The sequence below is a fragment of the Deinococcus aquaticus genome, assembly GCF_028622095.1.
Taxonomy (GTDB): domain Bacteria; phylum Deinococcota; class Deinococci; order Deinococcales; family Deinococcaceae; genus Deinococcus; species Deinococcus aquaticus.
This window is the reverse complement of record NZ_CP115165.1, coordinates 2,931,062-2,954,414: the sequence shown is the minus strand read 5'-3', so window position 1 is coordinate 2,954,414 and position 23,353 is coordinate 2,931,062. Positions and strand designations below refer to the sequence as shown.

The 23,353-nt window shown below is 69.5% G+C and carries 22 protein-coding genes; 6 read left to right on the top strand and 16 right to left on the bottom strand.

The genetic code is table 11. The annotated features are described in order from the left end of the window. Window positions 1-17: 17 nt before the first annotated feature. The 9 genes from galK to M8445_RS14210 all read right to left on the bottom strand — a co-directional run bounded on the left by galK (window position 18) and on the right by M8445_RS14210 (window position 10,737). Complete coding sequence (gene galK, locus M8445_RS14250) at window positions 18-1,091, bottom strand: galactokinase (RefSeq protein ID WP_273988573.1); 1,074 nt, start codon at window positions 1,089-1,091, stop codon at window positions 18-20. After that, a complete protein-coding gene (galT, locus tag M8445_RS14245) occupies window positions 1,088-2,209 on the bottom strand; it encodes a galactose-1-phosphate uridylyltransferase (protein WP_273988572.1) in 1,122 nt (373 codons plus the stop codon). Before galT ends, galK begins: the two co-directional genes overlap by 4 nt. Next, window positions 2,206-3,705, bottom strand: coding sequence for a glycoside hydrolase family 36 protein (locus M8445_RS14240; protein ID WP_273988570.1), 1,500 nt, complete (start codon window positions 3,703-3,705; stop codon window positions 2,206-2,208). Before M8445_RS14240 ends, galT begins: the two co-directional genes overlap by 4 nt. Beyond that, a complete protein-coding gene (locus M8445_RS14235; protein ID WP_273988568.1) occupies window positions 3,698-5,740 on the bottom strand; it encodes a beta-galactosidase in 2,043 nt (680 codons plus the stop codon). Before M8445_RS14235 ends, M8445_RS14240 begins: the two co-directional genes overlap by 8 nt. A 216-nt stretch (window positions 5,741-5,956) precedes the next feature. Next, window positions 5,957-6,826 carry a carbohydrate ABC transporter permease gene (locus M8445_RS14230; RefSeq protein ID WP_273988567.1) on the bottom strand — a complete coding sequence of 290 codons (870 nt, stop codon included), beginning with the start codon at window positions 6,824-6,826 and terminating at the stop codon, window positions 5,957-5,959. Further along, entirely contained in the window at window positions 6,823-7,740 is a 918-nt protein-coding gene (locus M8445_RS14225; RefSeq protein WP_273988564.1) for a carbohydrate ABC transporter permease, read from the bottom strand. The genes M8445_RS14230 and M8445_RS14225 overlap by 4 nt, the downstream gene beginning before the upstream one ends. A gap of 176 nt (window positions 7,741-7,916) precedes the next feature. After that, the gene (locus tag M8445_RS14220; RefSeq protein WP_273988562.1) at window positions 7,917-9,185 is read right to left on the bottom strand and encodes an ABC transporter substrate-binding protein; all 1,269 of its coding nucleotides are present in this window, start codon (window positions 9,183-9,185) and stop codon (window positions 7,917-7,919) included. 99 nt (window positions 9,186-9,284) lie between these two features. Continuing rightward, window positions 9,285-10,034 (bottom strand): DeoR/GlpR family DNA-binding transcription regulator, encoded by a 750-nt coding sequence (locus tag M8445_RS14215; RefSeq protein WP_273990928.1) that lies wholly within the window; start codon window positions 10,032-10,034, stop codon window positions 9,285-9,287. 358 nt (window positions 10,035-10,392) lie between these two features. Then, a complete protein-coding gene (locus tag M8445_RS14210) occupies window positions 10,393-10,737 on the bottom strand; it encodes an FKBP-type peptidyl-prolyl cis-trans isomerase (RefSeq protein WP_273988561.1) in 345 nt (114 codons plus the stop codon). Window positions 10,738-10,893: 156 nt separating this feature from the next. On the opposite strand from M8445_RS14210, the gene lepB reads away from it, so the two are divergent. The 3 genes from lepB (at window position 10,894) to M8445_RS14195 (ending at window position 12,937) form a co-directional block, all read left to right on the top strand. Next, complete coding sequence (gene lepB / locus M8445_RS14205) at window positions 10,894-11,502, top strand: signal peptidase I (protein WP_337961601.1); 609 nt, start codon at window positions 10,894-10,896, stop codon at window positions 11,500-11,502. A gap of 69 nt (window positions 11,503-11,571) precedes the next feature. Beyond that, a complete protein-coding gene (locus tag M8445_RS14200) occupies window positions 11,572-12,126 on the top strand; it encodes a hypothetical protein (RefSeq protein WP_273988560.1) in 555 nt (184 codons plus the stop codon). Between the two features lie 67 nt (window positions 12,127-12,193). Continuing rightward, complete coding sequence (locus M8445_RS14195; RefSeq protein ID WP_273988559.1) at window positions 12,194-12,937, top strand: DUF2259 domain-containing protein; 744 nt, start codon at window positions 12,194-12,196, stop codon at window positions 12,935-12,937. Window positions 12,938-13,009: 72 nt separating this feature from the next. Here M8445_RS14195 and M8445_RS14190 read toward each other — a convergent pair whose 3' ends face one another. From M8445_RS14190 to M8445_RS14180, 3 genes are all read right to left on the bottom strand, one after another. Then, entirely contained in the window at window positions 13,010-14,668 is a 1,659-nt protein-coding gene (locus M8445_RS14190; RefSeq protein ID WP_273988558.1) for a VOC family protein, read from the bottom strand. A 288-nt stretch (window positions 14,669-14,956) separates the two neighbouring features. Continuing rightward, window positions 14,957-15,466 carry a MarR family winged helix-turn-helix transcriptional regulator gene (locus tag M8445_RS14185; protein ID WP_273988557.1) on the bottom strand — a complete coding sequence of 170 codons (510 nt, stop codon included), beginning with the start codon at window positions 15,464-15,466 and terminating at the stop codon, window positions 14,957-14,959. A gap of 104 nt (window positions 15,467-15,570) precedes the next feature. Next, entirely contained in the window at window positions 15,571-16,854 is a 1,284-nt protein-coding gene (locus M8445_RS14180) for an aspartate aminotransferase type Ic (protein ID WP_273988556.1), read from the bottom strand. Window positions 16,855-17,126: 272 nt separating this feature from the next. Here M8445_RS14180 and M8445_RS14175 point away from each other — a divergent pair, with 272 nt between their 5' ends. Together M8445_RS14175 and queA are read left to right on the top strand one after the other, a co-directional pair. Continuing rightward, window positions 17,127-17,675 carry a LabA-like NYN domain-containing protein gene (locus tag M8445_RS14175; protein WP_189062995.1) on the top strand — a complete coding sequence of 183 codons (549 nt, stop codon included), beginning with the start codon at window positions 17,127-17,129 and terminating at the stop codon, window positions 17,673-17,675. A 36-nt stretch (window positions 17,676-17,711) separates the two neighbouring features. Then, a complete protein-coding gene (gene queA / locus M8445_RS14170; RefSeq protein WP_273990925.1) occupies window positions 17,712-18,854 on the top strand; it encodes a tRNA preQ1(34) S-adenosylmethionine ribosyltransferase-isomerase QueA in 1,143 nt (380 codons plus the stop codon). A 21-nt stretch (window positions 18,855-18,875) separates the two neighbouring features. Here queA and M8445_RS14165 read toward each other — a convergent pair whose 3' ends face one another. Both M8445_RS14165 and M8445_RS14160 read right to left on the bottom strand, forming a co-directional pair. Continuing rightward, window positions 18,876-19,901, bottom strand: a complete 1,026-nt coding sequence (locus tag M8445_RS14165; protein ID WP_273988555.1) for a GNAT family N-acetyltransferase — start codon at window positions 19,899-19,901, stop codon at window positions 18,876-18,878. 468 nt (window positions 19,902-20,369) lie between these two features. After that, window positions 20,370-20,798, bottom strand: coding sequence for a hypothetical protein (locus M8445_RS14160; protein ID WP_273988553.1), 429 nt, complete (start codon window positions 20,796-20,798; stop codon window positions 20,370-20,372). Window positions 20,799-20,929: 131 nt separating this feature from the next. Here M8445_RS14160 and recO point away from each other — a divergent pair, with 131 nt between their 5' ends. Continuing rightward, window positions 20,930-21,667 (top strand): DNA repair protein RecO, encoded by a 738-nt coding sequence (recO, locus tag M8445_RS14155; RefSeq protein WP_273988552.1) that lies wholly within the window; start codon window positions 20,930-20,932, stop codon window positions 21,665-21,667. A 19-nt stretch (window positions 21,668-21,686) separates the two neighbouring features. Here the strand turns inward: recO and M8445_RS14150 are convergent, their stop codons facing one another. Both M8445_RS14150 and M8445_RS14145 read right to left on the bottom strand, forming a co-directional pair. Further along, entirely contained in the window at window positions 21,687-22,436 is a 750-nt protein-coding gene (locus M8445_RS14150) for a 16S rRNA (uracil(1498)-N(3))-methyltransferase (protein ID WP_273988551.1), read from the bottom strand. Next, on the bottom strand, window positions 22,433-23,242 hold the full coding sequence (locus tag M8445_RS14145; protein WP_273988550.1) for a 50S ribosomal protein L11 methyltransferase: 810 nt from the start codon (window positions 23,240-23,242) through the stop codon (window positions 22,433-22,435). The genes M8445_RS14150 and M8445_RS14145 overlap by 4 nt, the downstream gene beginning before the upstream one ends. Window positions 23,243-23,353 lie beyond the last annotated feature (111 nt).

Sequence of the window (23,353 nt, the reverse complement as noted above, 5' to 3'; positions counted from 1 at the left end):
CTGATCTGCGGCTCAGCTCAGGGAACGACCTGCCGTCCCTCGGGGCCGTACTGCGCCAGCACGGCCTGCGCGACCGCACCCGCCTGCCCGGCCCGCACGAGCGCCACGACCGCCCCGCCGAAGCCCGCGCCGGTCATGCGCGCCCCGAACACGTCCGGGTGCGCCTGCAGCAGCACCACGAGTTCATCCACGCGCGGGTGGCTGACCGCGTAATCGTCGCGCAGGCTGGTGTGACTGGCGTTCATCAGCACGCCGAACCGAGCGGCGTCCACGTCGGCGGCTAGCGCGGCCTGCACGCGGGCGTTCTCGCTGACCACGTGCCGCGCCCGCTCCCGCAGCGGGTGGGGCAGTGCCTCGACGCTCAGGGGGTCCTGCACGTCACGTAGTTCAGTCACGCCGAGCAGCCGGGCGGCCTCCTCGACCTGCGCGCGGCGTTCGTTGTACCCGCTCTCCGCGAGTTTGCGGGGCACGCCGCTGTCGATGACCAGCACCTCGGCCCCGGCGGGCAGGGGCAGCAGGTGGCGTTCCAGGCTGCGGGTGTCGAGCAGCAGCATGGTCGTGCTGTTCGCCACGGAGCTGGCCATCTGGTCCATGATGCCGCACTGCACGCCCACGAACTCGTGCTCGACGCGCTGCGCGATCAGGGCGATGCGTTCGTCGCTGGCGTCCAGGATGCCCAGGTCGCGCAGGCCGCGCAGGACCGCGACTTCCAGCGCGGCGCTGCTGCTCAGGCCCGCGCCCATCGGCACGTTCGACGTGACATGCACGTCCAGCCCGTCCGGCGCGCCGCCCAGCGTCAGGGCGCCCGCCACGTAGCGCGCAAAGCCGTCCTGTGCGTTCCCGCCGACCGGGAAGGTGCTCTGTTCGTTCAGGTCGGCGGCAAACACGCGGTGCTCGCGCGTGCCGTTGGCACCCAGGGCCACGGTCGTCACCTGCGGGATGGTGGTGGGCAGCACGAACCCGCCCTGGTAGTCGGTATGCTCGCCCAGCAGGTTCACGCGGCCCGGCGCGCTCGCCGTGACCTGCGGCGCGCGGCCGAAGTGCTGCTCGAAGGTGGGAATGCTGGTGGCAGGGGTGGCGGGGGTGCTCACAGGTTCTCTCCGGCGGTGGGGGAGACGGCGCGCAGTTCGGCGGCGGCTGCCTCCGGGAATTTGTCGTTCGCGAACTCCCCGGCGCCCTGCTCGGTCCCGGCGAGGTACTTCATGCGGCCCGGCGCGCGCAGGTACGGGTAGATCTCGATGTGCAGCGGGAACGCCGGGTGCGGCCCGTCCAGCGGCGCCTGATGTACCGTCAGCAGGTACGGCATCCGCATGCCGAACAGTCCGTCCAGGCGCAGCAGGGCGTCTTTCAGGGTGCAGGCGAGGCTGGCGCGCTCGCTGGCGCCCAGTTCGGACAGCAGACTGACCGGGCGGGTAGGCATGACCCACGTCTCGAAGGTGTAGCGCGCGAACGGCGGCACGACGCTCAGGGCCTCGCCGTCGTCGTGGATGATCCGCTCGCCGCTCTCACGCTCTCCCTCCACGAAGTCCGTCAGCCATGGGCGGCCGCTCTGCGCGTGGTACGCCTCCATCTGCCCGGTCATGCGGGCCTGCACGGGCGGCACGTGATCGTAGGCGTAGATCTGCCCGTGCGGGTGGTGCAGCGTCACACCGACCTCCACGCCCCGGTTCTCGAAGGCCAGGACGCTGTGAATCTGCCCCGTGCCCGCCAGCCGGGTGGTGCGGTCGGCCCACACGCCCAGCAGCAGATCCACCTGCGCGTCCGTCAGGTCACTCAGGCGGCCCTGGGCGCTCTGGCTGAACACCACGACCTCGCACTTGCCCACGCCCGCGCGCGTTCCGGCCGGGCCGTCCGGCGGGGTGGGTGCATTCAGGGTCAGGCTGGGAAAGCGGTTGTCGAACACCGCGATGTCGTAGCGGCCCTGCGGCAGTTCCGTGGGGTGCGCGGGGTCGCTGGTCGGCGCCAGCGGGTTGTACTCGGGCGGCGGCAGGAACGTGCGCCCCATGCGGTGCGCGGCGTACATGACCCACTCGCCGCGCAGCGGGTGCCAGCGCATCAGCGGGCGGGCGTCCACGGGGTCCGGGCTGGGGCTGGGAATCTCACTGGTCACGGTGACCGGCTCCAGGCCGTACAGCGTCATGGCGCGCCCGTCGGGTTTCGTGAAGTCCTGCGCGTGCAGGGCTGCGGGGGCCTCGGTATGGGTGGTCATTTCTGGGCCTCACGGTACGAGTGCGGGGCCAGCGGTCGGCCCTGGGCGTCCGGCGCGGGCCGGTCCGTCAGGTTGAACTCCCCGCGCGAGAAGAGCGTGACGGCCGGCCCGCCCCGCAGGCTCAGGCTGACCGGACGGTCCGGCGTGCTCACCCTGAGGCAGCGGCGCAGCAACTCCAGGCCCTCGTCGTTCAGCAGCGCGATGGGATCGCTGCTGGCGCGCAGGCCGCCGATCACGTCCAGCATCCCGGCAATCGCCTCACGTTCGGGCGTGCTGAGCATGCTCAGTTCGCGGCGGCAGATCGCCACGTCCGGGTCCGGCTGGTACCACGCGCTCTGATACCAGCGGCTCAGGGCGGTGTGCAGCGCGTTGCGGGCGCTGGGGCCGGTCCCGTCGCCCAGCCACACCCGCCGGGACTCCTCGTCCCAGATGGGAGCCACGTCCGGCCCGGTGCGCATGGCGTCCACCACGCCGATACTCTGCGCGAGCGGCGCGCCGCAGCCCAGGATGAACGCGTCCGGCCCGGCCCCCTCGCGGAAGGCCTCGATGCCCATGCGGTACGCCTGCGCGCGGCCCACGCTGGGGTCGTGCCGCACGCCGGGCAGCGACGCGCCGTACAGGAAGTCGATCTTCAGGTACGTGTACCCCCAGCCGCGCACGGTCGCGCCCAGGTCCCGCAGCCACGTCAGCACCTCCGGGTGGGTGGTGTCCAGCGCGTAGTACGGCCCGCCCCAGTTCTGCCCGACCGGGAGCGGCTGGCCGTCCTCGCCGCGCAGCATCCAGTCCGGGTGCTGCGCGAACAGTTGCGAGGTCGGGGACGCCAGGAACGGCGCGAGCCAGATGCCCGGCGTGAACCCCAGCGCCCGCAACCGCTCCGGCAGGTCACGGGCGTGCCCACCGAAGTGCGCCGACGGCAGTTCCCAGTCGCCCAGGTCCGCCTGGAACCCGTCGTCCAGCTGGAACACGTCGAACTCCAGGCCCCGCTCGCGGGCCAGCCGGGCGTTGTCCAGCATGGCGTCCAGCGTCACGGCGCGGTAGTACGAGTACCACGAGCACCACACCCGCAGCGGCGCGGGCGTCCGGGCGTGCATGGCCGCCCCCAGCTGCGCCGCGTGCGCTTCCAGCGTGGCAATCACGTCCGGCGTCTCCTCCCACAGCACCCCGACCTCCGGGCCTTCCAGGCGGCAGGTGACGGTCACGTGATCGCCCTGCGCGCGGGCCTCCCACTGCACAAAGGTGCGCGTGGCGTCCAGCGCCCCGCCGACCCAGCCGCTGCCGTCCTCGCGGGCCAGGGCCAGCACGGTATGACTGCGCCACACGCCCGCCTCGCCGCCCGGCGCGAAGCCCGGATCGTGCCCCTGCTCGACCTGCCAGTGGTGCGCCGGGGTCGCCTGCCGCGCCGTGAGCGGCTGGAGTTCCGCCTCACTCCACGACTGGAACCCGCTGATCAGCACCTTCAGGCCCTCCGGGGCCTCGTTCACCGTCCACTTATGCATCCTGCTCTCCTTCCAGCGGCTGGCCTGCGTCGTCCGGCCGCACCACGAAACTCACCGGCGGCAGCGTGGTCCCGTTCCAGTCCACGGCCTCCGGATTCCAGTTCTGCACCAGCAGTTGCCCGGCCCGGCGTGACACGCGCACGCCCTCGGGCACCGGCAGTACAGGCACGCCCGCCGCGCCCAGCACGTCCTCCAGCACCGCCCCGATCAGGGTGTCGCTGTGCGCGCCGATCATAGTCACGTTCCCGCGCCGGATCACGGCCGCCTGACCGTCCAGCGGGCCACCCTGGTAGTGCGCCAGTGCCTGCGCGCCGCTGAGGCGGTAACTTTCCGCCCAGGTGTGCGCCTCGAAGGTGCCGCTCAGGTCGCCCGCGCCGCTCACGGTCTGCGGCAGCGTGGGCCGCAGGCTGTCGTACTGCAACAGGCGCGCCCCCACCAGTTCCGACAGCGGCCCGAACTGCCCTTCCGACCAGGTTTCCCCGCCGGGTGTGCGGAACGCCGTGCGCGGCCCGCATACCAGCCTCACGCCCGCGTTCACGGCGTCCGTCCAGCGCGCCGCGCGCTCAGCACTGACCAGCGTGATGGCCGGCGCGACCACGACCGCGTAGGCGCTCAGGTCCGCGTCCGCGTGAATCACGTCCACGTCGATGCCCAGGCGGCGCAGCGCCATGTAGTACGTGACGGTCTGCGTCCAGTAGCTCAGGCTCTGCGCGTGCCGCTGCTGATCGTAGATCCACAGGCTCTCGTAGTCGTGCAGCACTGCCACGCGCGCCGGGACCGGCCCCACCGGGAACTGCGTCTGATCCAGCGCCGCGACCTCCTCGAAACCCCGGTCCGGCGTCTCGTCGTGGCGCAGCAGGCCCGAATGCATGACCTCCTGCGCCATGGTCGCCGCGCGCCAGCGGAAGTAACTCACGACGTCCGCGCCGTGCGCCCACGCCTGCGCCGTCCACAACGCCACCGCACCGCCTGCGGGCATGGGGTTGTACGGCGCCCAGTTCACCTGACCGCACTGCTGCTCCATGACCCACGGGCCGTTCGGCGTGCCCGCCCCGTCCCGGCCCAGACGCTCCCCACCGTTCAGCAGGCCCCGGTACAGGTCGTGGTTGAATCCCACGAGGTCCGGGTGCCCGGTCCGCGCGAAACGGGTCTTGAGTTCCTCGCTCGTGCCGGGCGGCGCGAACAGTTCCAGCATTCCGGTCGGGTAGTTGTCCCAGGTCACGAAATCCAGGCCGCGCGCCACGTCGTAATGATCGAAGCCCGACTCGAAGATCATGAAGTTGTGCGTGATGAAGCGCCCCGGCGACAGCTCACGCAGCAGCTCGACCTGCTCGGCCTGGAATTCGCGGATCATGTCCGACGCGAAGCGGTTGTAGTCCAGCACGTGCGACGGGTTCACTTCCGTCACGGTCAGGATGGGTGGCTTGACCTGCTCCCAGTCCGTGTACTCCATGCTCCAGAACACGTTGCCCCACGCGGCGTTCAGGGCGTCCAGCGTGCCGTACTTCGCGCGCAGCCACTCCGGAAAGCGCTCGGCGCTCGCCCCGCCGTAACTGCGGCTGGTGTCGTGGCAGCCGAACTCGTTGTCGGTCTGCCAGCCGGCCACGGCCGGGTGCTGCCCGTACCGCTCCGCAATGGCGCGCGTGATGCGCCGCGAGTGCTCGCGGTACAGCGGCGAGGCGAAATCGTAGTGCCGCCGCGACCCGAACTCACGCACGCGGCCCTGCGCGTCGAACGCCAGGATCTCCGGGTGCGCGCGGATCAGCCACGCGGGCGGGGTGGGCGTGGGCGTGCACAGCACCACCCGCAGGCCCTCGGCGTGGTAGGCCTCGACGGCGTCGTCCAGCCAGCCCCACTCGAAGGTGCCGGGAAGCGGTTCCAGACGGCTCCAGGCGAATTCGGCCAGTCGCACGAAGCTCAGGCCCAGTTCGCGCTGCATCCGTGCGTACGGGGCCGGGCGGTCCTGCGGAACGTGCTCGGGGTAATCGCAGGTGCCCAGAAGAAGATGGGAGGGGTGTGCGTCAGGTTGGGTCATGAACTCGTCCTTGATAATTGAAGAGGCACCGGTGAACTTGAAGCTGGACCTGAAGGCCGTCGCGCCCGGCAGTACGGATCAGGGGATGCAGATCTGAGAGGTGCAGGTCTGAGAGGTGCAGATCAGTGCGGGTGGCCGGGGGTGTCCGGGTCCAGCCGTGCCTGACCGGGCAGGGGAGCGCGAACGCCCATCCTGCCCGGTCAGGGCGTGGCCGCGTCAGTCCTTGATCGCGCCGCCCGCGATGCCCGCCACGAAGTGACGTTGCAGCGACAGGAACAGCGCCAGGAACGGAATGGTGGCAATGGCCGTGCCCACCATGATCCCGCCCCACGACACGCGCGTCAGGCCGATCAGTGTGCCCAGCGCCACCGGCATGGTGTAACTGTCCTTGTTGGTCAGCACCAGCAGCGGCCACAGGTAATCGTTCCAGGAGGCCAGGAACAGCAGGATCGCCAGCGCCGCCATGGCGGGCCGCACGACCGGCAGCGCAATCTGCCAGAAGGTGCGCCACTCGCTGGCCCCGTCGATGCGCGCGGCGTTCAGCAGGTCGGTCGGGACCGTCTGGAACGCCTGACGCATGTAGAAGATCCCGATGGTGTTCGCCAGGGTCGGCAGGATGACCGCCCAGTACGTGTTCGAGATCTTCATGTCGCGCGCGATCATGATGAACTGCGGAATGATCGTCACGAACGTCGGGATGGTCAGCGTGGCCAGGATCAGCCCGAACAGCCAGTTCTTGCCGGGGAAATCGAACTTCGCGAACGCGTACCCGCCCATGGAGGTCAGCAGCATGCTGAACACCGTGTACAGCGAGGCGATCACCACCGAGTTCAGCAGCGCCCGCAGGAAGTTCGTGTCGGCCTGGAGTCCCCGGAAGTTCTCACCGAACGACCCGCCGAACCACAGGGGCGGGTTCGCGCTGAAGATCGCGCTTTCCGGGTGCGTGCTGAACACCGCCATCATCCACAGCGGGGCCAGGAACAGCGCCGCCAGCGGAATCAGGGCCAGGTGCAGCCAGACGGCCTTGACGCGGTTGCGGGCCTTCACGCCCGTCTTGTCCTTGGGTGCCTGCAAGGCCGTGGTCATTCTTCCCTCCCGAACAGACGCAGTTGCACCACGCTGAAGATCGCCGCGATGGCCGCGACCGTGTACGCAATGGCGCTGGCGTACCCGAAGTTGAAGCTGCGGAAGCCCTGCTGGTACAGGTACGTGCCGAGCGTCATGGTGGCGTTCCCGGGGCCGCTGTTGGTGATCAGGGCCGGTTCCGTGAACAGTTGCAGCGTGCCGATCACGCTGAGCACCAGGCAGAACAGCAGGCTGGGGCGCAGCAGCGGCAGCGTGATCTTCCAGAACTGCTGCGCGGGGGTCGCGCCGTCGATACTGGCGGCCTCGTACACGTCCTCACTGATGCCCTGCAGGCCCGCGAGCAGAATAATGGCGTTGTAGCCGGTCCAGCGCCACGTCATGGCGAGGATCAGCACGGTCATGGCCGGGCCGGACTGGTTCAGCCAGTCCACGGCAGGCAGCCCCAGGCCGGTCAGGCCGCGGTTCACCATGCCGAAATCAGTGTTGAACAGCAGTCGGAAGACCGCCGAGTACGCCACGGTCCCCACCACCAGCGGCGCGAAGAACGCGAAGCGGAACCACCCGGCGGCCTTCAGCAGTCGGCTGTTCAGGGCGACGGCCAGCAGCGTCGAGAGGGTCAGCATCAGCGGCACCTGCACGATCATGATGACCAGCGTGTTGCGCAGCGCGGTGCGGAAGAACTCGTCGCCCACCAGCCGCGACCAGTTGGACAGTCCGAACGGCGCGGTCGCGCCCAGGCGCGAATCCTTGAAGCTCATCATGAAGGAACTGATGATCGGCCACGCCCAGAACGTCAGGAAGATCAGCAGGTAGGGCAGGATGAACAGGTACGGTGCCTTGGGCGTACGCGCCCAGCGGCTTTTCCGGGCCGGTGGCCGGGGCTCGGCAGGTTTGAACTGTGGCGCAGTGGTCATGGGTACCTCTTGAAAGTGAAGCGGCGCGCAGCAGGGGCGGCGGGCGCAGACCGGAACTCGGAGCCGACAGAGGGCGAGGGAGACGCACTGTTTCGCGTCACCCCTCGCCCGGAATCACGGGGTCAGGCGCCGTGCACCCTGACCGCTGAACTGACTTGACTTATTCCTGATTGAACTTACTTGGCGACGGGCAGGCCGGTGGCGCTGGAGATCTTCTTGGCTGCGTCGTCCAGGGCTTCCTTGGCGGTCTTGTACTTGCCCTTGATGTAGTCGGCCTGCACCACGATCATGACCTGACGGGCGTCCTGGAAGTACTGGGTGCCGCGCGCCTGGGGCACGTCGCCCAGGGTGTCGAGGATGGTCTGCCAGACTTTCTGGTTACCCCAGTACGGCTGGGCGACCTTCACGTAGGGGTCCTTGGTGGCCGAGAGCAGGCTGGGGACCAGACCCTGGCTCTTGAGCATGGCGACCTGACCGCCGCTGGTGGCCAGGGCGTTTTCCATGAAGGCGTACGCGGCGGCCCTGTTCTTGCTGCTGCTGGGCAGGGCCAGGGCGCTGCCGCCCAGGTTCGCGGCGCGCACGCCGCCGGGCTTGCTGGCGGGCATGGGGTACACGCCCCACTTGCCTTTCTGGTCCGGAGCGTTCGTGCGGATGGTGCCCTCGTACCACGCGCCGAACATGGCGCTGGCGCTCTTACCGGACTTGAAGGACGTGATCTGGCCGCCCCAGTCGCCGGTGGTCACGACCTGCGCGTCGTACAGCTTCTTGACGGTGTTCAGGGCGTCCACGCAGCCGGGCTTGTTGACCGTGACGCTGGCGCCGGCGTTGTCGAAGTAGAAGCAGCTGTTCTGGTTGGCGAGCATGCGGAACCACTCGTCGTCCTGGCCGTTGCCGACGATGCCCATCTTGACCTTCCCGTCGAACTTGGCGTTGACCTTCTTGCCGGCGGCGATGAAGTCGTCCCAGGTCTTGATGCCGGCGGCGTTCACGCCCGCCTGCTGGTACAGGTCGCGGCGGTAGAAGATCACGACGGGACCCGAATCCCAGGGCATGGCGTAGCGTTTGTTCCCGGCCATCAGTTCGGTCCACTTGAACGCCGGGAAGTTCTTGGCGACCTTGTCGGCCCCCAGGGTGTTCAGGTCCACGAAGCAGTCGGGGAAGCGCGCCCAGAAGACTTCAGCCTCGTTGTTCTCGATGGAGTACACGTCGGGCATGTCCACGCCACCGGCGGCGCATCCGGCCAGGCCGCGGTCGTACACGTTCTGGTTGCCCAGGTCGACCACGTTGACCTTCACGTTGGGGTACTTCTTGTTGAAGCTGGGGACCGTGCTCTGCAGCGCCTTGGCGGCGGCGTCCCAGGACCAGACGGTCACGGTGCCGGACAGGTTCTGCGCAGAGGCGGCGGAGGCGAGGGCAAGGGCGGTCATCAGTGCAAATTTCTTCATGGACATCCTCCGGGAAGGGGGGTGAAGTGGCGGGGGGTCGGGGGGCCGGACGTTGGGCGGGCGGCGCGGGGGCCGCAGTGGGTGGACAGTGGGCAAGAGCTACACGAGGTGCAGTTCCGGGATGGCGCTGCGCAGGTCTGCGGGGGGTGCGGGGCCGCTGCGGTCACTGACGAGCGCCGTGATCCGGTCGGTCGTGGCGATCAGGGCGCGGCTGGTCCGGCCGAGTTTGCTGTGGTCGGCGACGACCACGATCTCGCGGGACTGCGCGACCATCACGCGCTTGATCTCGGCTTCCTCGTGGTTGGCGTTGGTGACGCCGTGCTCGGCGTGCACGCCGTTGCAGCCCAGGAACAGTCGGTCTGCGTGAATGTGGCGCAGTACGTCCAGCGCGTAGGGGCTGACCAGCGAGTGTTGCAGGGGCCGCAGGGTGCCGCCGGTCACGATGACGCGCACGCCGGGCAGACGCTCGAGTTCCAGCGCGATGTTCAGGCCGTTGGTGACGACCGTTACGCCCTGCAGGGTGGGGGAGAGGGCGCGGGCGACTTCGGTGGTGGTGCTGCCCACGTCGATGAACACGGTCTCGCCGTCGCGGATCAGGGCGGCGGCGGCCCGGCCGATGCGGCGTTTGGCGGCGCTGTGCTCCAGCCGGGTTTCTTCCAGGGGTGACTCGCGGCGTACGTCCATGGGCAGGCGGACGCTGCCACGGGTGCGGCGCACCTGCCCGGCGTCTGCCAGAACTTTCAGGTCACTGCGAACCGTCACTTCCGAGACACCCAGAAGTTTCGAAAGTTCCGTAACCGGCAGTTCGCCATGTTGTTTCACGAGCGAGACAATCTCGCTCCTACGCACGTCTATCAAGGCGGCTCCCTGATGTACTGGATTTCGATACTTTCGAAGTTTACGGTCTTCTCATGCGCCCGTCAAGAGTCTGTCAGAGGGGGAAGGGCCCGGCCCTGACCACCCGCCCCTCGTGAACTGACCTGCCACCAAGCTGTTGAATGCCCGCATTTTACGCCGCAGCCGCACAATTGGGCCGCCCAATTCGGCATGGTCTGGCCCGGCAGGCTGTCTGCACCGCCCCCGCGCGACACACAGAAACCTACACAAGACACGGAAAAACCCCCCGGTTCGCAGGAACCAGGGGGCGTCGGGCCCAGATCAGGGGTGGGGATCAGGGGTGGCGCGGGCCTTCAGGCCAGGGAGTGCCTCAGCGGACGTCCACCAGTTCGACGTCGAAGATCAGGGTCGCGCCGCCGGGAATCACGCCGGGAACGCCCGCCGCGCCGTAGCCCAGGCTGGCCGGAATGGTCAGTTTGGCCTTGTCGCCCACGTTCAGCTGCGCGATGCCCTGATCCCAGCCCTGAATGACGTACCCCACACCCAGCGGGAACTCGATGGGCTCGCCACGGTCACGGCTGGAATCGAACTTCTGCCCGTTCTCCAGCGTACCGGTGTAGTGCACGCGCACCATCTTGCCCGCCTGGGCCGGCGCGCCGCCGCCCTCGAAGTACTTCTCGACTTTCAAACCGTCCGTCATGCCGTCAGCAGTCATGGGCGACAGGGTAACGGGTAAACGCCCCGGCCCGCCACCTTACCTGAAGTGACCATGAAGACAGGTCGGTCAGCGGGCCGCGTTCAGAGTCCGCCGCCACCTGTTCACACCCGCCCCCCACGCGCCCGGCCCCGGCCGGTGCTAGCCTCTTTCGCTGTGAGCCCACGTGACCCCGCCCCGACCCGCCCAATGGTCCCGCCGCCACCCGGCGCGGGTGCGTGGCGGCGCTGGATTCTGGGCGGCCTGCTCCCGGTGTACCTGCTGAGCACCTTCGGCGGCACCCTGGCCCGCGTGGACGGCGACTCCATGAACGGCACCCTGGAATCCGGCGACGTACTGCTGCTGCTCAAATACCCGCGCTGGCTGCGCGCCTGGGGACTGCCCACCCCGTACCCGCGCCGGGGCGACCTGCTGATCTTCAAGGCCCCGGCCAGCAGCCCCTACGCCTTCGAAACGCTGTACGGCCTGCGTCACCGGCCGTACAACGTCAAGCGTGTACTGGCCCTTGCCGGAGACCGCGTGGCCATCCGGGACGGGCAACTGATCCTGAACGGCCGCGCAGCCGCGGAATCGTACGCCAGCGAGGGTTTCGTGGCCGACCAGCCGGAACTGACCGTCCCGCCCGGCAAGGTCTGGGTCATGGGCGACAACCGCCGCCTGGGGAGCAGCCTCGACAGCCGCGCCTACGGCCCGGTCGACCTGCGTGACGCCGCCGGCCCCGCCGACCTGCGCCTGTGGCCCCGACCCGGCCTGATTCCCCGCTGACCTGTACGCCGGGCAGCGGTTCACGCGGGCCGCGCGGGGCACTCATACTCCGCTGCTACGGTGCCTCTCATGAACGTTCCCCGTTTCCCACACGCCGCTTCCCTGACCGCGCTTCGCCCGGCCCTGGCCGGCACCCTGCTCGTCCTGGGCCTCGCCGGTACGCAGGCTGGCGCGCAGACGCTGGTCGCCATCAACGAACCGAAACTGCCGTTCACGGTCAGCCTGCCCAAGTCCTGGCTGGGCGTGAACTTCAACGACGGCGCCGCTGGAATCAGCGTCGTCTCGGCCAAAGCGCCGCCCGCCACGCTGATGCGCCTACTGTACTCACCCAAGGGCGGCGCGGCCCCCACGCCCGCCGGCGAGTTCAGCAAGTTCGAGCAGGGCGTGAAATCCACCGGGGCGGCCATCCAGCAGACGGCCAGCCGCACGGTCGGGTACGGCGGCGTCAACGGCGTGGAACGCAGCTACACCCTCACGCACCCCAAAGGGAAACTGAACATGCGCGTCTGGTACGGGGTGGGCGCCAAGAACCTGTACTCGTTCCAGCTGACCGACACGCCGCAGCGCTTCAGTGCCGCCAGCGCCACGTTCAGCAAGGTGCTGGCCTCCGTCAAGTTCCGCTGAGCCTTCCCGGCCGTCCTGATCCGCCCGCGTTGCCCCCCAGGGAACGCGGGCGGTGTACGGTACGCCCATGCGACGACTGCCTGCCGGCCCGCGTTCCAGCCTGCTGATCCCGTTCACGCTGTGGGCGGCCCTGGGCGGCGGCGCGCACGCCAACGAGCGTCTGCCCATCACCGAGGTTCGCTTCAGCGCCAGTGGCGACCGAGTCATGGCTGTCATGAACGGCGAGCAGGACGGCAGCGGCTTCGGAACCGCCCGCCTGGACGTCCTCTCTACCCGTCTCGGGCAGACCCTGCTGGGCCGCACCCGGACCGTGCAGGACGGCACGGCCGCGCAGGCCCGCACCGCTCTGCTGACCACGCCACCCGTCCCGGCGTTCCTGCGCGCCGCCGGACTGACCGGCCGCCCCGCCAGCGTGCCCCGCTACCGGCGCCCGTACCCGGCCCCGTACCCCCGCTGGGAGGACGCCGTGACCGCCGGGCGCACCCAGACCACGCCCGTGCGCCTCTGGACCGTGCCGGTGCCCGTGCGCCTGAACGTGTACGCCGTGAACGCCCCCTGCCCGTACCCGGACATGCTGCCGCCCGGCACCCGCCCCGCCGGGTTCAGCCTCCGCGTGAACGGACAGGTCGTTCATACCGATCCTCTCACGCCCGCCGGGCCCGCCACGCACCCGCTGAACTGCGCCGCCGGGTACACCGTCGAACGCGTGGACGTGCAGGGCAACCGCGTGCTGGTCACCCTGCGCGCCCTGATCCCGGGCTTCGAGGGACCGGACGCCGTGCCCATCTACGTGGCCGCCACCCTCAAGTAGGTTGATGGTGAGCAGTTGATGGTCGGTGGAGGATTGCTGATGTTCCCTCCACCGACTATCACCCTGTAGTGGTCAACTCAGTGCGCTGGCGACGCGGTTCATCAGGGCGCGGGCGGCGTTCAGTTCGTCCGCGTTGATGGTGTGGCCCAGGCCGGGAATCACGCGGGCGTCCACGTCCGCGCCGCGCGCGCGGAGGTTCGTGGCCGTTTCCTCGAAGCGGGAGAGGGGAATGTGGCCGTCGCGGGGGTCCACGCCCATGAACACGGGAGTGCCGCTCAGGTCGCCGGTCTGGTCGAGGGTGATCAGGCCGCCGCTGAAGGCGATCACGCCGCCCAGACGCTCGGACGTGCGGCTGGCGTACTCCAGCGCCAGGCACGCGCCCTGGCTGAAGCCGCCCAGCACCACGCGGCTGGCCGGGATGTCCTGCGCGGCCAGTTCGCTCATCACGGCGTCAATGGTGGCCAGGGCGCGGTCCAGGTACGGCTGGTTCTGTGCCAGCGGGGCCAGGAACGACTGCGGGTACCAGGTGTTCCCGTCGGCCTGCGGCGCGAGGTACGTGAACGCGCTCAGGTTGAATTGACCTTCCAGGCTCAGGATGTCGGCCGCCGTGCCGCCGCGTCCGTGCAGCAGGACCATGGCGACCCGCGCGTCCGTCAGGGGGCGTCCGGCGGTCAGGACCTGCACGCCGTGTCCGTCCGCTTCGGGTTCGGCCGGCGCAGTCTGGCCGTTCAGGTTGCGGCTGCCGATGGTGACGCCGTACTCGCGGTTCAGGATGCGGGGCACGTGCGCCTCGATCTGCGCGCGCTGCGGTTCGAACCACGCCGGGAGTTTCAGGTGCCGCCCGAGTTCCTCGACCGCTTCGTCGTCGGGGAAGCCGGGGGCGTCGGTGGCGATCTCGAACAGCACGCCGTTCGGTTCGCGGAAGTAGATGGAATGGAAGTACTGGCGGTCCTGCACGGGGGTGGGGCGGTACCCGGCGGCGTTCAGGGACGCCATGTACGCTTCCTGCTCGGCGTCGTCGCGGGTGCGCAGGGCCACGTGGTGCACGCTGCCCGCGCCGAACGTGCCGCGCGGCTGGCCCGGCCGTTCCACGACGTCCACGAACAGGCCCACGCCGTCGCCGCTGCCCCGGAAGCGGGTGCGGGCACCCTGCGGGTCGGCTTCCGTGCCGACTTCCGTGAAGCCCAGTTGCCCGACCAGCAGCTGACGCACGGCGTCCGTGTCGCGCACCCAGGCAGTCACGGAGTGAAAGCCGCGCAGTTCATGGTCGGCCGGGACGGGCGAGGCGGGCCAGGGCTGCACCGGCACGCCGTCGTCGAAGGCCAGTTCGATCCAGGTACCGTCCGGGTCCTCGAAGGTCAGGACCGGCTGCCCGAAGCGGGTGCTGGCAGTGGCGTTCAGGCCGTGCTGCGCGAGGCGGGCCTGCCAGTAGGCTTGGCTGGCGGCCGGGACCGAGTAGGCCAGGGCGACGACCTCGCCGTTGCCGCGCACGCCGCGCTGCGCGCCGGGCCAGGGGAAGTGGGTCATGATCGTGCCGGGCTGCCCGGTCTGGTCGCCGTAGTAGAGGTGGTACGTGCCGGGGTCGTCGAAGTTCACGGTGACCTTCACCAGCCGCTGCCCGAGTACCTGCGTGTAAAAGTCCACGTTGCGCTGGGGGTCGCTGGCCATGACAGTCAGGTGGTGCAGGCCCTGGACGGGGCTGGTGCCGGGAGCGGGGGAGAAGGAGGTCATGAAGACATATTACTTAACATTGAACTATTAAAGGTGATTTGGGTTACATGACCCATCCGGTAGGCGCTCCAGTGGCCACGGACCATCAAACAGTACGGGCGGAGAGGTACCCACCGTTCCCGGTTCCTCCCCACCCTGTCTGTCCTGCCGTGTCGTACGGGTTCCGGGTTGCCAGCTGCACGCCCGGAACCCGCTCTGCTCTCACTCACTCTGCCGCGCAGCTCTGCGAGTCCGTTCGGATTGAAGTGGTTCTACAAACCACTCAATCGGAGTCCGTATGAGTTCGTATCAGGCGCTGCCGCGTGCGCTCCGGCGGCGGCCCGTCGTGACTGGTCCCGCCTCCTCCCGCTCCCGCAGTCCCAGCCCCAGCTTCTTGGAGAGCAGGGTCAGCTGAGCGCGCTCCTCGCCCGTCAGGACTGAGAACACCTCGCGGATACCCGACACGTGCGTCGGCAGCACCCGCCCGATCAGCGCCTCGCCGTCCGGGGTCAGCGACACCCGCATGATGCGGCGGTCCACCTCGTCCCGGTCGCGACGTACCAGACCGTCGCGTTCCAGGTTGTCAATCACCATGGTCAGGTTCCCACTGGACCGCAGGATCTTCTCGGCCAGTTCCCGCTGGCTCAGGGGCCCCAGGTGGTACAGCGCCTCGATCACCCCGAACTGGCTGATGGTCAGGTTGTGCGCGGCCAGATGCCGGTTTGAAGCGACTTCCACGGCATGAGACGCGCGCCACAGCTTCACGTAGGCGTCCAACGCCGCTCGGTCCTCGGGTGAGCCAGCGTAACGATTCGGCATGAAGCACATGCTGGCGGCCCACCTTCATGAAGTCAAGCGAAACCCCCGGTCTGCCGGTCAACCGGGGGCAGCCTGTTCAGGCACACGCAGGGCCAGCGTTCGCGTCAGTCGCGCGCGCGGTACTCCTCGGTCGCCAGACGCACGCAGGCGGCCACGGCGCGCATCGCCACGTAGACCTCCTCGACCGGCGGGCGGGTCGGCGCGAGGCGGATGTTGCTGTTGTGCGGGTCCTTCCCGCCGGGGTACGTGGCTCCCGCCGGGGTCAGGCTCACACCCACCGCGTCGGCCAGGGCGACCACGCGGTCCGCGACCGGCTCGGCCGTATCGAGGCTGATGAAGTACCCGCCGCGCGGATTCTTCCAGGTGGCGAACGCGCTGTCCGCGCCGAGTTCCTCGCTCAGGACCTCGTTCACCGCGCGGAACTTCGGTTCGATCAGCGCCGCGTGCGCCGCCATCAGGCCCTCCAGCCCGCCCGGGTAACCGCGCAGGAACTTGACGTGCCGCGCCTGCTCGACCTTGTTCGGGCCGATGCTCTGCGCGTTCAGGTACTTCGAGAGCCACTTCACGTTGTCCTCGCTGCTGCCCAGGAAGCCCAGGCCCGCCCCGGCGAACGTGACCTTGCTGGTGCTGGCGAACACGAACGCCCGGTCCGGGAAGCCCCCGTCACGGGACAGCGTCACGAGGTTCACCGGCGTGTCCTGCGCCGCCGGGTCCGGCGACAGGTGATGCACGCGGTACGCGTCGTCCGCGAAGACTGTGAAGTCCGGCGCGGCCGCCTTCAGCGAGGTCAGGCGGCGGGCCTTCTCGGCGCTGATGGTCTCGCCGCCCGGGTTCGAATACGTCGGCACGAACAGTACACCCTTCACGGACGGGTCGGCCGCCGCGAGCCGCTCGATGGCGTCCACGTCCGGCCCGTCGGGCTGCATGTCCACGGTCAGCAGCTCGAACCCCAGCGTTTCCAGCAGCAGGAAGTGCCGGTCGTAGCCGGGCACCGTGACGATCATCTTCGGCGACTGACCCGCCCAGGGCGTCCCGCCGCGCAGGCCGTGCAGCAGCGCGAACGTCAGCACGTACCCCTGGAGTTCCAGGCTGGCGTTGTTCCACACGATCATGTTCTCGGGCTTCAGGTCCAGGTACGCCCCGAACAGCGCCCGCGCGGACGGCAGGCCCGCCACGCCACCCGGGTAGTTGCGCAGGTCCAGGCCGTCCATGTGCGTCTCATTCTCGCCCAGCGCGCCCAGCAGGCCGTTACTCAGGTCGAAGTCCGCGTCGGCGGGCTGCCCGCGCTGCATGTTCAGTTTCAGGCCCTGCGCCCGCACCGCCTCGTAGGCCGCGCGCGCCCGTTCCAGTCCCGTTCCCGCTCCTGTTCCCACCGTGTCGCTCGTCATGCCCCCAGGGTAACGGCCCGCGCCTTCCGGGATGCCTCCCTTGTGCGGTCAGCTTCCGGTGTGGGGGCGGGAGAGGTCTGCGGCGTGGGCGGGTGTTACACTTCTGGCGCCCGGCCCCCACGCCGAGCGTCTCTCTTTTGCGTCTTTTCCCTTTTGCCTTCCGTCGCCCGGCCCTTTCCTTTCCCGCTTCACCCCACTGAGCCCTGCCCAATCCGATTTCGGCCCAATCTGCGCCCTGCCCAATCCAGGCACCACCCAACAGGAGAACTTCAATGCAGTACATCGTCCACCGTCCGCGCGTCGGGGTGTTTATCGACACCCAGAACCTCTACCACTCGGCCCGCGATCTGCTGGAACGCACCGTGAACTTCGAGACGATCCTGAACGTCGCCACGCACGAACGCGAACTCGTGCACGCCATCAGTTACACCGTGGAACGCGAGAACGAGGCGACCGCCCGCCCGTTCATCTACAAACTGTCCACGCTGGGCTTCAAGGTGCGGCGCATGAACCTCACGCTGCACCACGTTACCGACGGCGGCAAGGCCATCTACGAGGGCAACTGGGACATGGGCATCGTGGCCGACATGGTCCGCATGATGGACTCCATGGACATCATCGTGCTGGGCAGCGGCGACGGCGACTACACCGACATCGTCGAAGTGCTTCAGGAGCGCGGCAAGCGCGTGGAAGTCATCGCGTTCCGCGAGCACACCGCGCAGAAACTCATCGACGCCGCCGACCGCTTCACGCACCTGCCCGACATCGAGGGCGGCCTGATGCCCGCGCGCACGCCGAAGGCCAGCAAGACCGAGGAGTAAGGCTTCATGTCGCCCGAATCTCCGCCCCCCGGCAGCATGTCGCCCGTCACCACCCTGAGCGCCGAGCAGGCCGCGCACGCCGACGCGACCCTGGCCCGCCTGAACTTCGACCTGCCGCCCGAACGCATCGCGCAGACCGGCGCGGAACCCCGCGACGCCTCCCGACTGATGGTCGCGGGGCAGACCGTCACGCACCACGTGTTCCGGGACCTGCCGGGCCTGCTGCGCCCCGGCGACCTGCTGGTGTTCAACGAGAGCCGCGTCATCCCGGCGCGCGTCATGGCCCGCAAACCCGTGGACGCCGCCGGACATGGAGGCGGGCAGGTGGAAGTCCTGCTGCTGCGCGAGGAGGACCTCCCGGACCTGAGTGCCGAACACGGCCCGCACCTGTGGAGCGCGTACCTGAAACCCGCCCGCCGCGCCGGCAACGAACTGTGGCTGGGTGACGGCGAGCACCGCCAGCGCGCCCGCGTGGTCGGACAACTGGAGGACGGCGCCCGTATCCTGGCCTTCGACCACGACATCAAACCCCACCTGGACGACATCGGCCGCCTGCCGCTCCCGCCGTACATCGACCCCGGCGGCAGCGACGACACGTGGCGTGAACGCTACCAGACCGTGTACGCCCGCGCGCCCGGTAGCGTGGCCGCCCCCACCGCCGGACTGCACTTCACGCCGGACCTGCTCTCGGCACTGGACGCCGCCGGGGTGGAACGCACCACCGTCACCCTGCACGTCGGGGCCGGGACCTTCAAACCCGTCACCGGCCCCGTCGCCGAGCACACCATGCACGCCGAACGGTACTCGGTAACGCCGGACGCGGCGCAGGCTATCAACCGCGCCCGCGCCTCCGGACGGCGCGTCATCGCGGTCGGCACCACCACCGTCCGCACCCTGGAAAGCGCCTGGGACGGCACGCAGGTCCGCTCGGGCGAGGGCGACACCCGCATCTTCATCACGCCCGGCACGCCCGTGAACGTCCCGGACCTGCTGATCACCAACCTGCATCTGCCCGGCAGCACCCTGCTGCTGCTCGTGGCGGCCTTCGCCGGAGAGGACCGCATTCAGGCCGCCTACGACGCCGCCCTGCACGGTGAGTACCGCTTCTACTCGCTGGGCGACGCCATGCTGCTCACGAACACGCGCGGGACGCAGCAGGCGGGCAGCGGGACGCGCTGAAGGCGGGCGCCGCTTCGCTTCCTACTGACCACCCTCCACGGCCCGCTTCAGGGTGACGGTCGCCGCCTCGCGCGTGAAGCCCAGGCGGTCGTTGATGGCCAGCATGGGCGCGTTCCCGGTGTGGTTGCCGGTGTGCGAGTGCGTGAAGCCGCGTGCCAGGGCCGCGCGGGCCGCCGCGAGTTTCAGGGCGAGGCCAAGGCCGTGGCCGCGCCACTCGCGGCGCACGCCGGTCAGGCCGTTGTGCAGGTGGCCCGGCTGGGCGGTCAGCACCTGCGCCAGCTGACTGGTGCCCACCCACGTGCCGTCCGGGGCGACGGCAATCATCAGGCCGCGCGGGTCCAGTTCGCGCTGCGGCATCCGCATCCGCCAGACCTCGAACGGCCAGACCTGCACGGGTGTCGCGCTGGGCACGTCGGTCAACAGGGCGCGGATCAGGTCGTAGTGCTCGTGCGGCTGCGTGTCCCAGGGGTCCGCGCCGGGGGCGGTCAGGTCGGCCAGCGACACGACGCGCACGCCGCTCGCCAGGGCGCGGGCCTCCTCGTCCGCGAACGCCGCGAAGTCCAGGGTGCGCAGGTCCAGGGTGTTCATCCACATGCGGTCGTGTTCCGCCCAGCCGCGCCGTAGCAGGTGCCCGGTCTCCCACCAGCCCTCCCGCAGGCGCGTGACGGCCACCCGCGCGCCCGCCGCGCGCAGCATGTCCAGGCCGTACTCGACCAGTGAGTCGGCCAGCGCGGAGCGGCGGTACTCCGGGTGCAGCGTGACCGTCAGGTCCAGCCACCCGTCGTGGTTATCCATGCCCGGCACGCCCGTCTGCACCGCCCCGACCAGTGCGCCGTCCAGGAACGCCCCGCGCTGCGAGTGATGCTCGCCCGGCAGTCGTCCCGCCGCCAGCCGCTCCAGGCTCACGGCGTCCGTGGGTTTCTCCGGGTGTGCCAGCGTCAGCAGGGCCGCGTACCCGGCGGTGCCCAGATCCTGGAACGACAGATCCCGGAATGACAGGTCGGCGCGGGTTTCCTGCGCGGAGGGCAGCGGGGTGTTCTCGCTCATGGGGTGCAGCAGATCACACGCCCGCGCCCCGCGCATCCGCATTTCAGCGCAGTGGGGCCAGGGAGTCACGGGCACCAGGCCGTCACCTTCATACGGGTTCCGTCTGTTTCGTTGATAACCTCGGGTGCTAGCTATTCGCGCCGCGTCACATTTGGCGCTGATCGAAAAAATTCCGTTTAGGACAGGGTTTTTCGACGAGTCCCTGCATCTCATGTAACGCACCATGACTTCGCTAATTAGTTATTGGGCAAACAGTATGCTTTAAATACGTCCACAGGAGAACCCGTCTAATACTCCATCTCTAAAAAAGTTGTGTGGGACACATCCCGATATGCAGTATTCCCTAGCACCCGAGGTTGACAACCCGGAACGGCACCGGCTTGCCAACTCCACGCCCGGAACCCGTTTTGCTCCCACTCGCTCCGCTCGGATTGAACGGCTTTGCAAGCCATTCAATCGGAGTTCGTATCAGTGATCGCCGGGACCGATCGGCTCGATAGGGAAGATGCGGCCCGCCAGGGATTCCAGCCCGCGCGTGCCCGCGCGTTTCTGGCAGCCCTCGGTGGCGGTGCACAGCGTCATATACCGCGTGCGGCGCGCGGCGACCTGCACGCGGTACAGCGCGGCCTCGCTGCGGCTGCGGGTGTAATGGCACAGGTCGCAGTGCAGTACGCCACGCGTTTTCGGGTCCAGCGGCGTGAACTCGGCCAGCTGCTCGCCGTGCACCAGCGCCAGCCGGCCGTCCGCGACCGGGTACAGGCCCAGCGTGGTCGGGGCGGGCCGCGCGGCGTCCTGCTCGCCGAACAGTTCACGGTGCGTGTCCGGGAACAGTTCGCGCAGCAGATCCCTGACGTCGTGCGCCCGCGTGGGGGCTCCCTTCTGGTGCGGGTCGTTCATCGTGCCCAGTGTAGAAGGGAACGCCGCGCAGCAAAGTGGAAACGGGCACAGGGCCGCCCGCACAGGCGCAGTAAACTGGAAGCTGTGACCTGCCTCCTGCCCCGCACCACCCCCCCACGCAGGCAGCGCCCTTGAGGTCCCGCACCGCCAACCGCAGCGGCATCGTCATCCGCCGCCGCGTGACGCCCGCCGGGGATATCCTGCTCTCGCTGCTGACCCCGCAGGGCAAACTGAAAGCCGTGGCGCGCGGCGGGGTGCGCGGCCCGCTCGCCAGCCGCCTGAACCTGTTCCACCACGTGCACGTGCAGGTGTACCAGGGGCCGCAGAACGACCTTGCCAGCGTGCAGCAGGCCGTGTTGGAGGGCGCGCTGCCCACCCTGGCGCAGCCGGAACGCTACGCCTTCGCGCACCTGATGGCCGAATTCGCCGACGCGCTGTTCCAGGAAGGCGAGTTCAGCGAGCAGGCCTTCGAGCTGTTCGCGGGTGCGCTGCGCGGCGTGGCGCACCAGCCGGACCCGGAATGGGTGGCGCTGGTCATGAGTTACAAACTGCTGGCCCTGGCCGGATTCATCCCGCAGACCGCGCACTGCGCCCGCTGCCGCGCGCCCGAACCGGCGCACCCGGACCCGCTGGGCGGGCAACTGCTGTGCCGTGACTGCGCCGCGCTGCCCCCCTACCCGCCCGACGCGCTGGAGTTTCTGCGGGGCGTGGCCCGCCGCACCGTGCGCGCCAGCATGGACGCTCCACTGCCACCCGCGCAGCGGCCCGCGCTGTGGCGGGCGCTGGAACGCTTCGTGACCGTGCAGATCGGGAACGTGCAGTCCTGGCGGCAACTCGTGCCGTACGTGCAGGCGGCGCCCACGCCGTAACGGCCGACAACCCCCGTTTCTACAACCCCAGTGCGGCGATGGCGCCCAGCAGCGCGACCGGGGCCGTTTCGGCCCGCAGGATGCGCGGCCCCAGCGTCACCGCGTGCGCGCCGCCCGCCACCAGCCGCGCGACCTCGGCGTCGGTCAGGCCGCCTTCCGGGCCGGTGATCAGGGTCACGGGCGCCGACCAGTCGAGCACGTCGGTCAGGCGGGTGTTCGAACCGGGCTGCGCGACGAACACCTGCCCGGCCAGCGGCACGCCCGCCAGCGGAATGGGGGCCAGCACGGGTGGAATCACGCTGCGGCGCGACTGCTTGGCGGCCTCCTGCGCCACGCGGTTCAGGCGTTCGAGTTTCTGCGCGCCGATCTCGCGGGCGTCCGCGCGGGCCGTGACGGTCAGCTGCACGGCACTCACGCCGAGTTCCGTGGCGGCGCGCACCACGTCGCTCAGCTTGTCGCCCTTCAGGAGGGCCACGGCCAGCGTGACCGGGTATGGCGTTTCCAGGTGCGTCTCGATGGCCTCGCCCAGGTGCAGCGTGGCCCGCACTTCCTCCAGCTCGGTGAGGGTGGCCAGCGCCTCGGCGCCCTGACCGTCGAACACGCGCAGGGCGTCCCCGGCCCGCAGGCGCAGGACGTGCAGGTGCCGCGCCTCGCCCGGCCCCAGCGTCATGACCGCCGAGAGGGCCGGGACCCGCACCCGGTGGCGGGGCAGATCGGCACGGGGCTGATTGGCGCTGGGCTGGTCGGCATGGGGTTGGTCGGGGCTCATGCGTTGCGGGCGGTCACGAGTGCCCAGTCGCCGTCCGTGCGCACCTGCACGTCCGTGAAGCCCTCGCGGTCCAGCGCCTCGTGAACCAGCGGCAGTTTGCTGACCAGGATGCCGGTCAGGATCAGCGGCCCGCCCGCGCGCAGGTGCCCCACATACGCGCCCACCAGCAGGTCATGCAGTTCCGCGTACAGGTTGGCGACCAGCACGTCGAACACGCCGTCCGTGACCACGTCGCCCGGCAGGTCGTCGCCCAGCGTGCCCACCATGAACGCCGCGCGGCCTGTCGGAACGCCGTTCTGCTCCGCGTTCTCCGTGGCAATCGGAATGGTGACCGGGTCGATATCCACGCCCAGCGCGTAGCGGGCGTCCAGCAGCGCCGCCGCGATGGCCAGCACGCCGCTGCCGGTGCCCACGTCCAGCACCGTCTGCTCGTCCAGGTCCAGCGCCGAGAGCGCCTCGACGGCCATGCGGGTGGTCGCGTGATGCCCGGTCCCGAAGGCCATGCCCGGCTCGATGATCAGCAGCACCTGGGTGGATGGCACCTCGGCGCGCAGCCACGGCGGCACGATGGTCACGCGCCCGGCAGGCACGGGCCGCAGGTTCGCCTTGAATTCCGCCTGCCAGTCCTGATCGGCCTCGTCTCGCCACTCGCCGTCGCTGATGTCGGCGGGCAGGTCGGTCTGCGTGTCGAAGTACGCGCGGATCAGGCCGGCGCGTTCCTCCAGGCCGGTCGCGCCGGCCTCCCACAGCAGGTCGAGGTGATCCTCGCGCGTTTCGAACGTTCCGGGAAGGTGGTAGACCAGCATGCGCTGAAGTGTACCGTAACGCCCCGGCCGGACGCCGCCCGGCACGCCGGATTTTGGCGGCCAGCACGCACGCTGCCGGATTGCCCGCCTCTCCTCTGGATTCTTCCGGGC

Coding starts and splice junctions, on each gene's coding strand:
- M8445_RS14185 (WP_273988557.1), bottom strand. CDS start 15,466: ATGCCGAATCGTTACGCTGGCTCACCCGAGGACCGAGCGGCGTTGGAC.
- M8445_RS14145 (WP_273988550.1), bottom strand. CDS start 23,242: ATGCTGGTCTACCACCTTCCCGGAACGTTCGAAACGCGCGAGGATCAC.
- M8445_RS14225 (WP_273988564.1), bottom strand. CDS start 7,740: ATGACCACTGCGCCACAGTTCAAACCTGCCGAGCCCCGGCCACCGGCC.
- M8445_RS14175 (WP_189062995.1), top strand. CDS start 17,127: ATGCAGTACATCGTCCACCGTCCGCGCGTCGGGGTGTTTATCGACACC.
- M8445_RS14210 (WP_273988561.1), bottom strand. CDS start 10,737: ATGACTGCTGACGGCATGACGGACGGTTTGAAAGTCGAGAAGTACTTC.
- M8445_RS14150 (WP_273988551.1), bottom strand. CDS start 22,436: ATGAGCCCCGACCAACCCCATGCCGACCAGCCCAGCGCCAATCAGCCC.
- M8445_RS14220 (WP_273988562.1), bottom strand. CDS start 9,185: ATGAAGAAATTTGCACTGATGACCGCCCTTGCCCTCGCCTCCGCCGCC.
- M8445_RS14190 (WP_273988558.1), bottom strand. CDS start 14,668: ATGACCTCCTTCTCCCCCGCTCCCGGCACCAGCCCCGTCCAGGGCCTG.
- M8445_RS14160 (WP_273988553.1), bottom strand. CDS start 20,798: ATGAACGACCCGCACCAGAAGGGAGCCCCCACGCGGGCGCACGACGTC.
- M8445_RS14235 (WP_273988568.1), bottom strand. CDS start 5,740: ATGACCCAACCTGACGCACACCCCTCCCATCTTCTTCTGGGCACCTGC.
- M8445_RS14230 (WP_273988567.1), bottom strand. CDS start 6,826: ATGACCACGGCCTTGCAGGCACCCAAGGACAAGACGGGCGTGAAGGCC.
- M8445_RS14180 (WP_273988556.1), bottom strand. CDS start 16,854: ATGACGAGCGACACGGTGGGAACAGGAGCGGGAACGGGACTGGAACGG.
- M8445_RS14200 (WP_273988560.1), top strand. CDS start 11,572: ATGAACGTTCCCCGTTTCCCACACGCCGCTTCCCTGACCGCGCTTCGC.
- M8445_RS14240 (WP_273988570.1), bottom strand. CDS start 3,705: ATGCATAAGTGGACGGTGAACGAGGCCCCGGAGGGCCTGAAGGTGCTG.
- M8445_RS14165 (WP_273988555.1), bottom strand. CDS start 19,901: ATGAGCGAGAACACCCCGCTGCCCTCCGCGCAGGAAACCCGCGCCGAC.
- M8445_RS14195 (WP_273988559.1), top strand. CDS start 12,194: ATGCGACGACTGCCTGCCGGCCCGCGTTCCAGCCTGCTGATCCCGTTC.
- queA (WP_273990925.1), top strand. CDS start 17,712: ATGTCGCCCGTCACCACCCTGAGCGCCGAGCAGGCCGCGCACGCCGAC.
- galT (WP_273988572.1), bottom strand. CDS start 2,209: ATGACCACCCATACCGAGGCCCCCGCAGCCCTGCACGCGCAGGACTTC.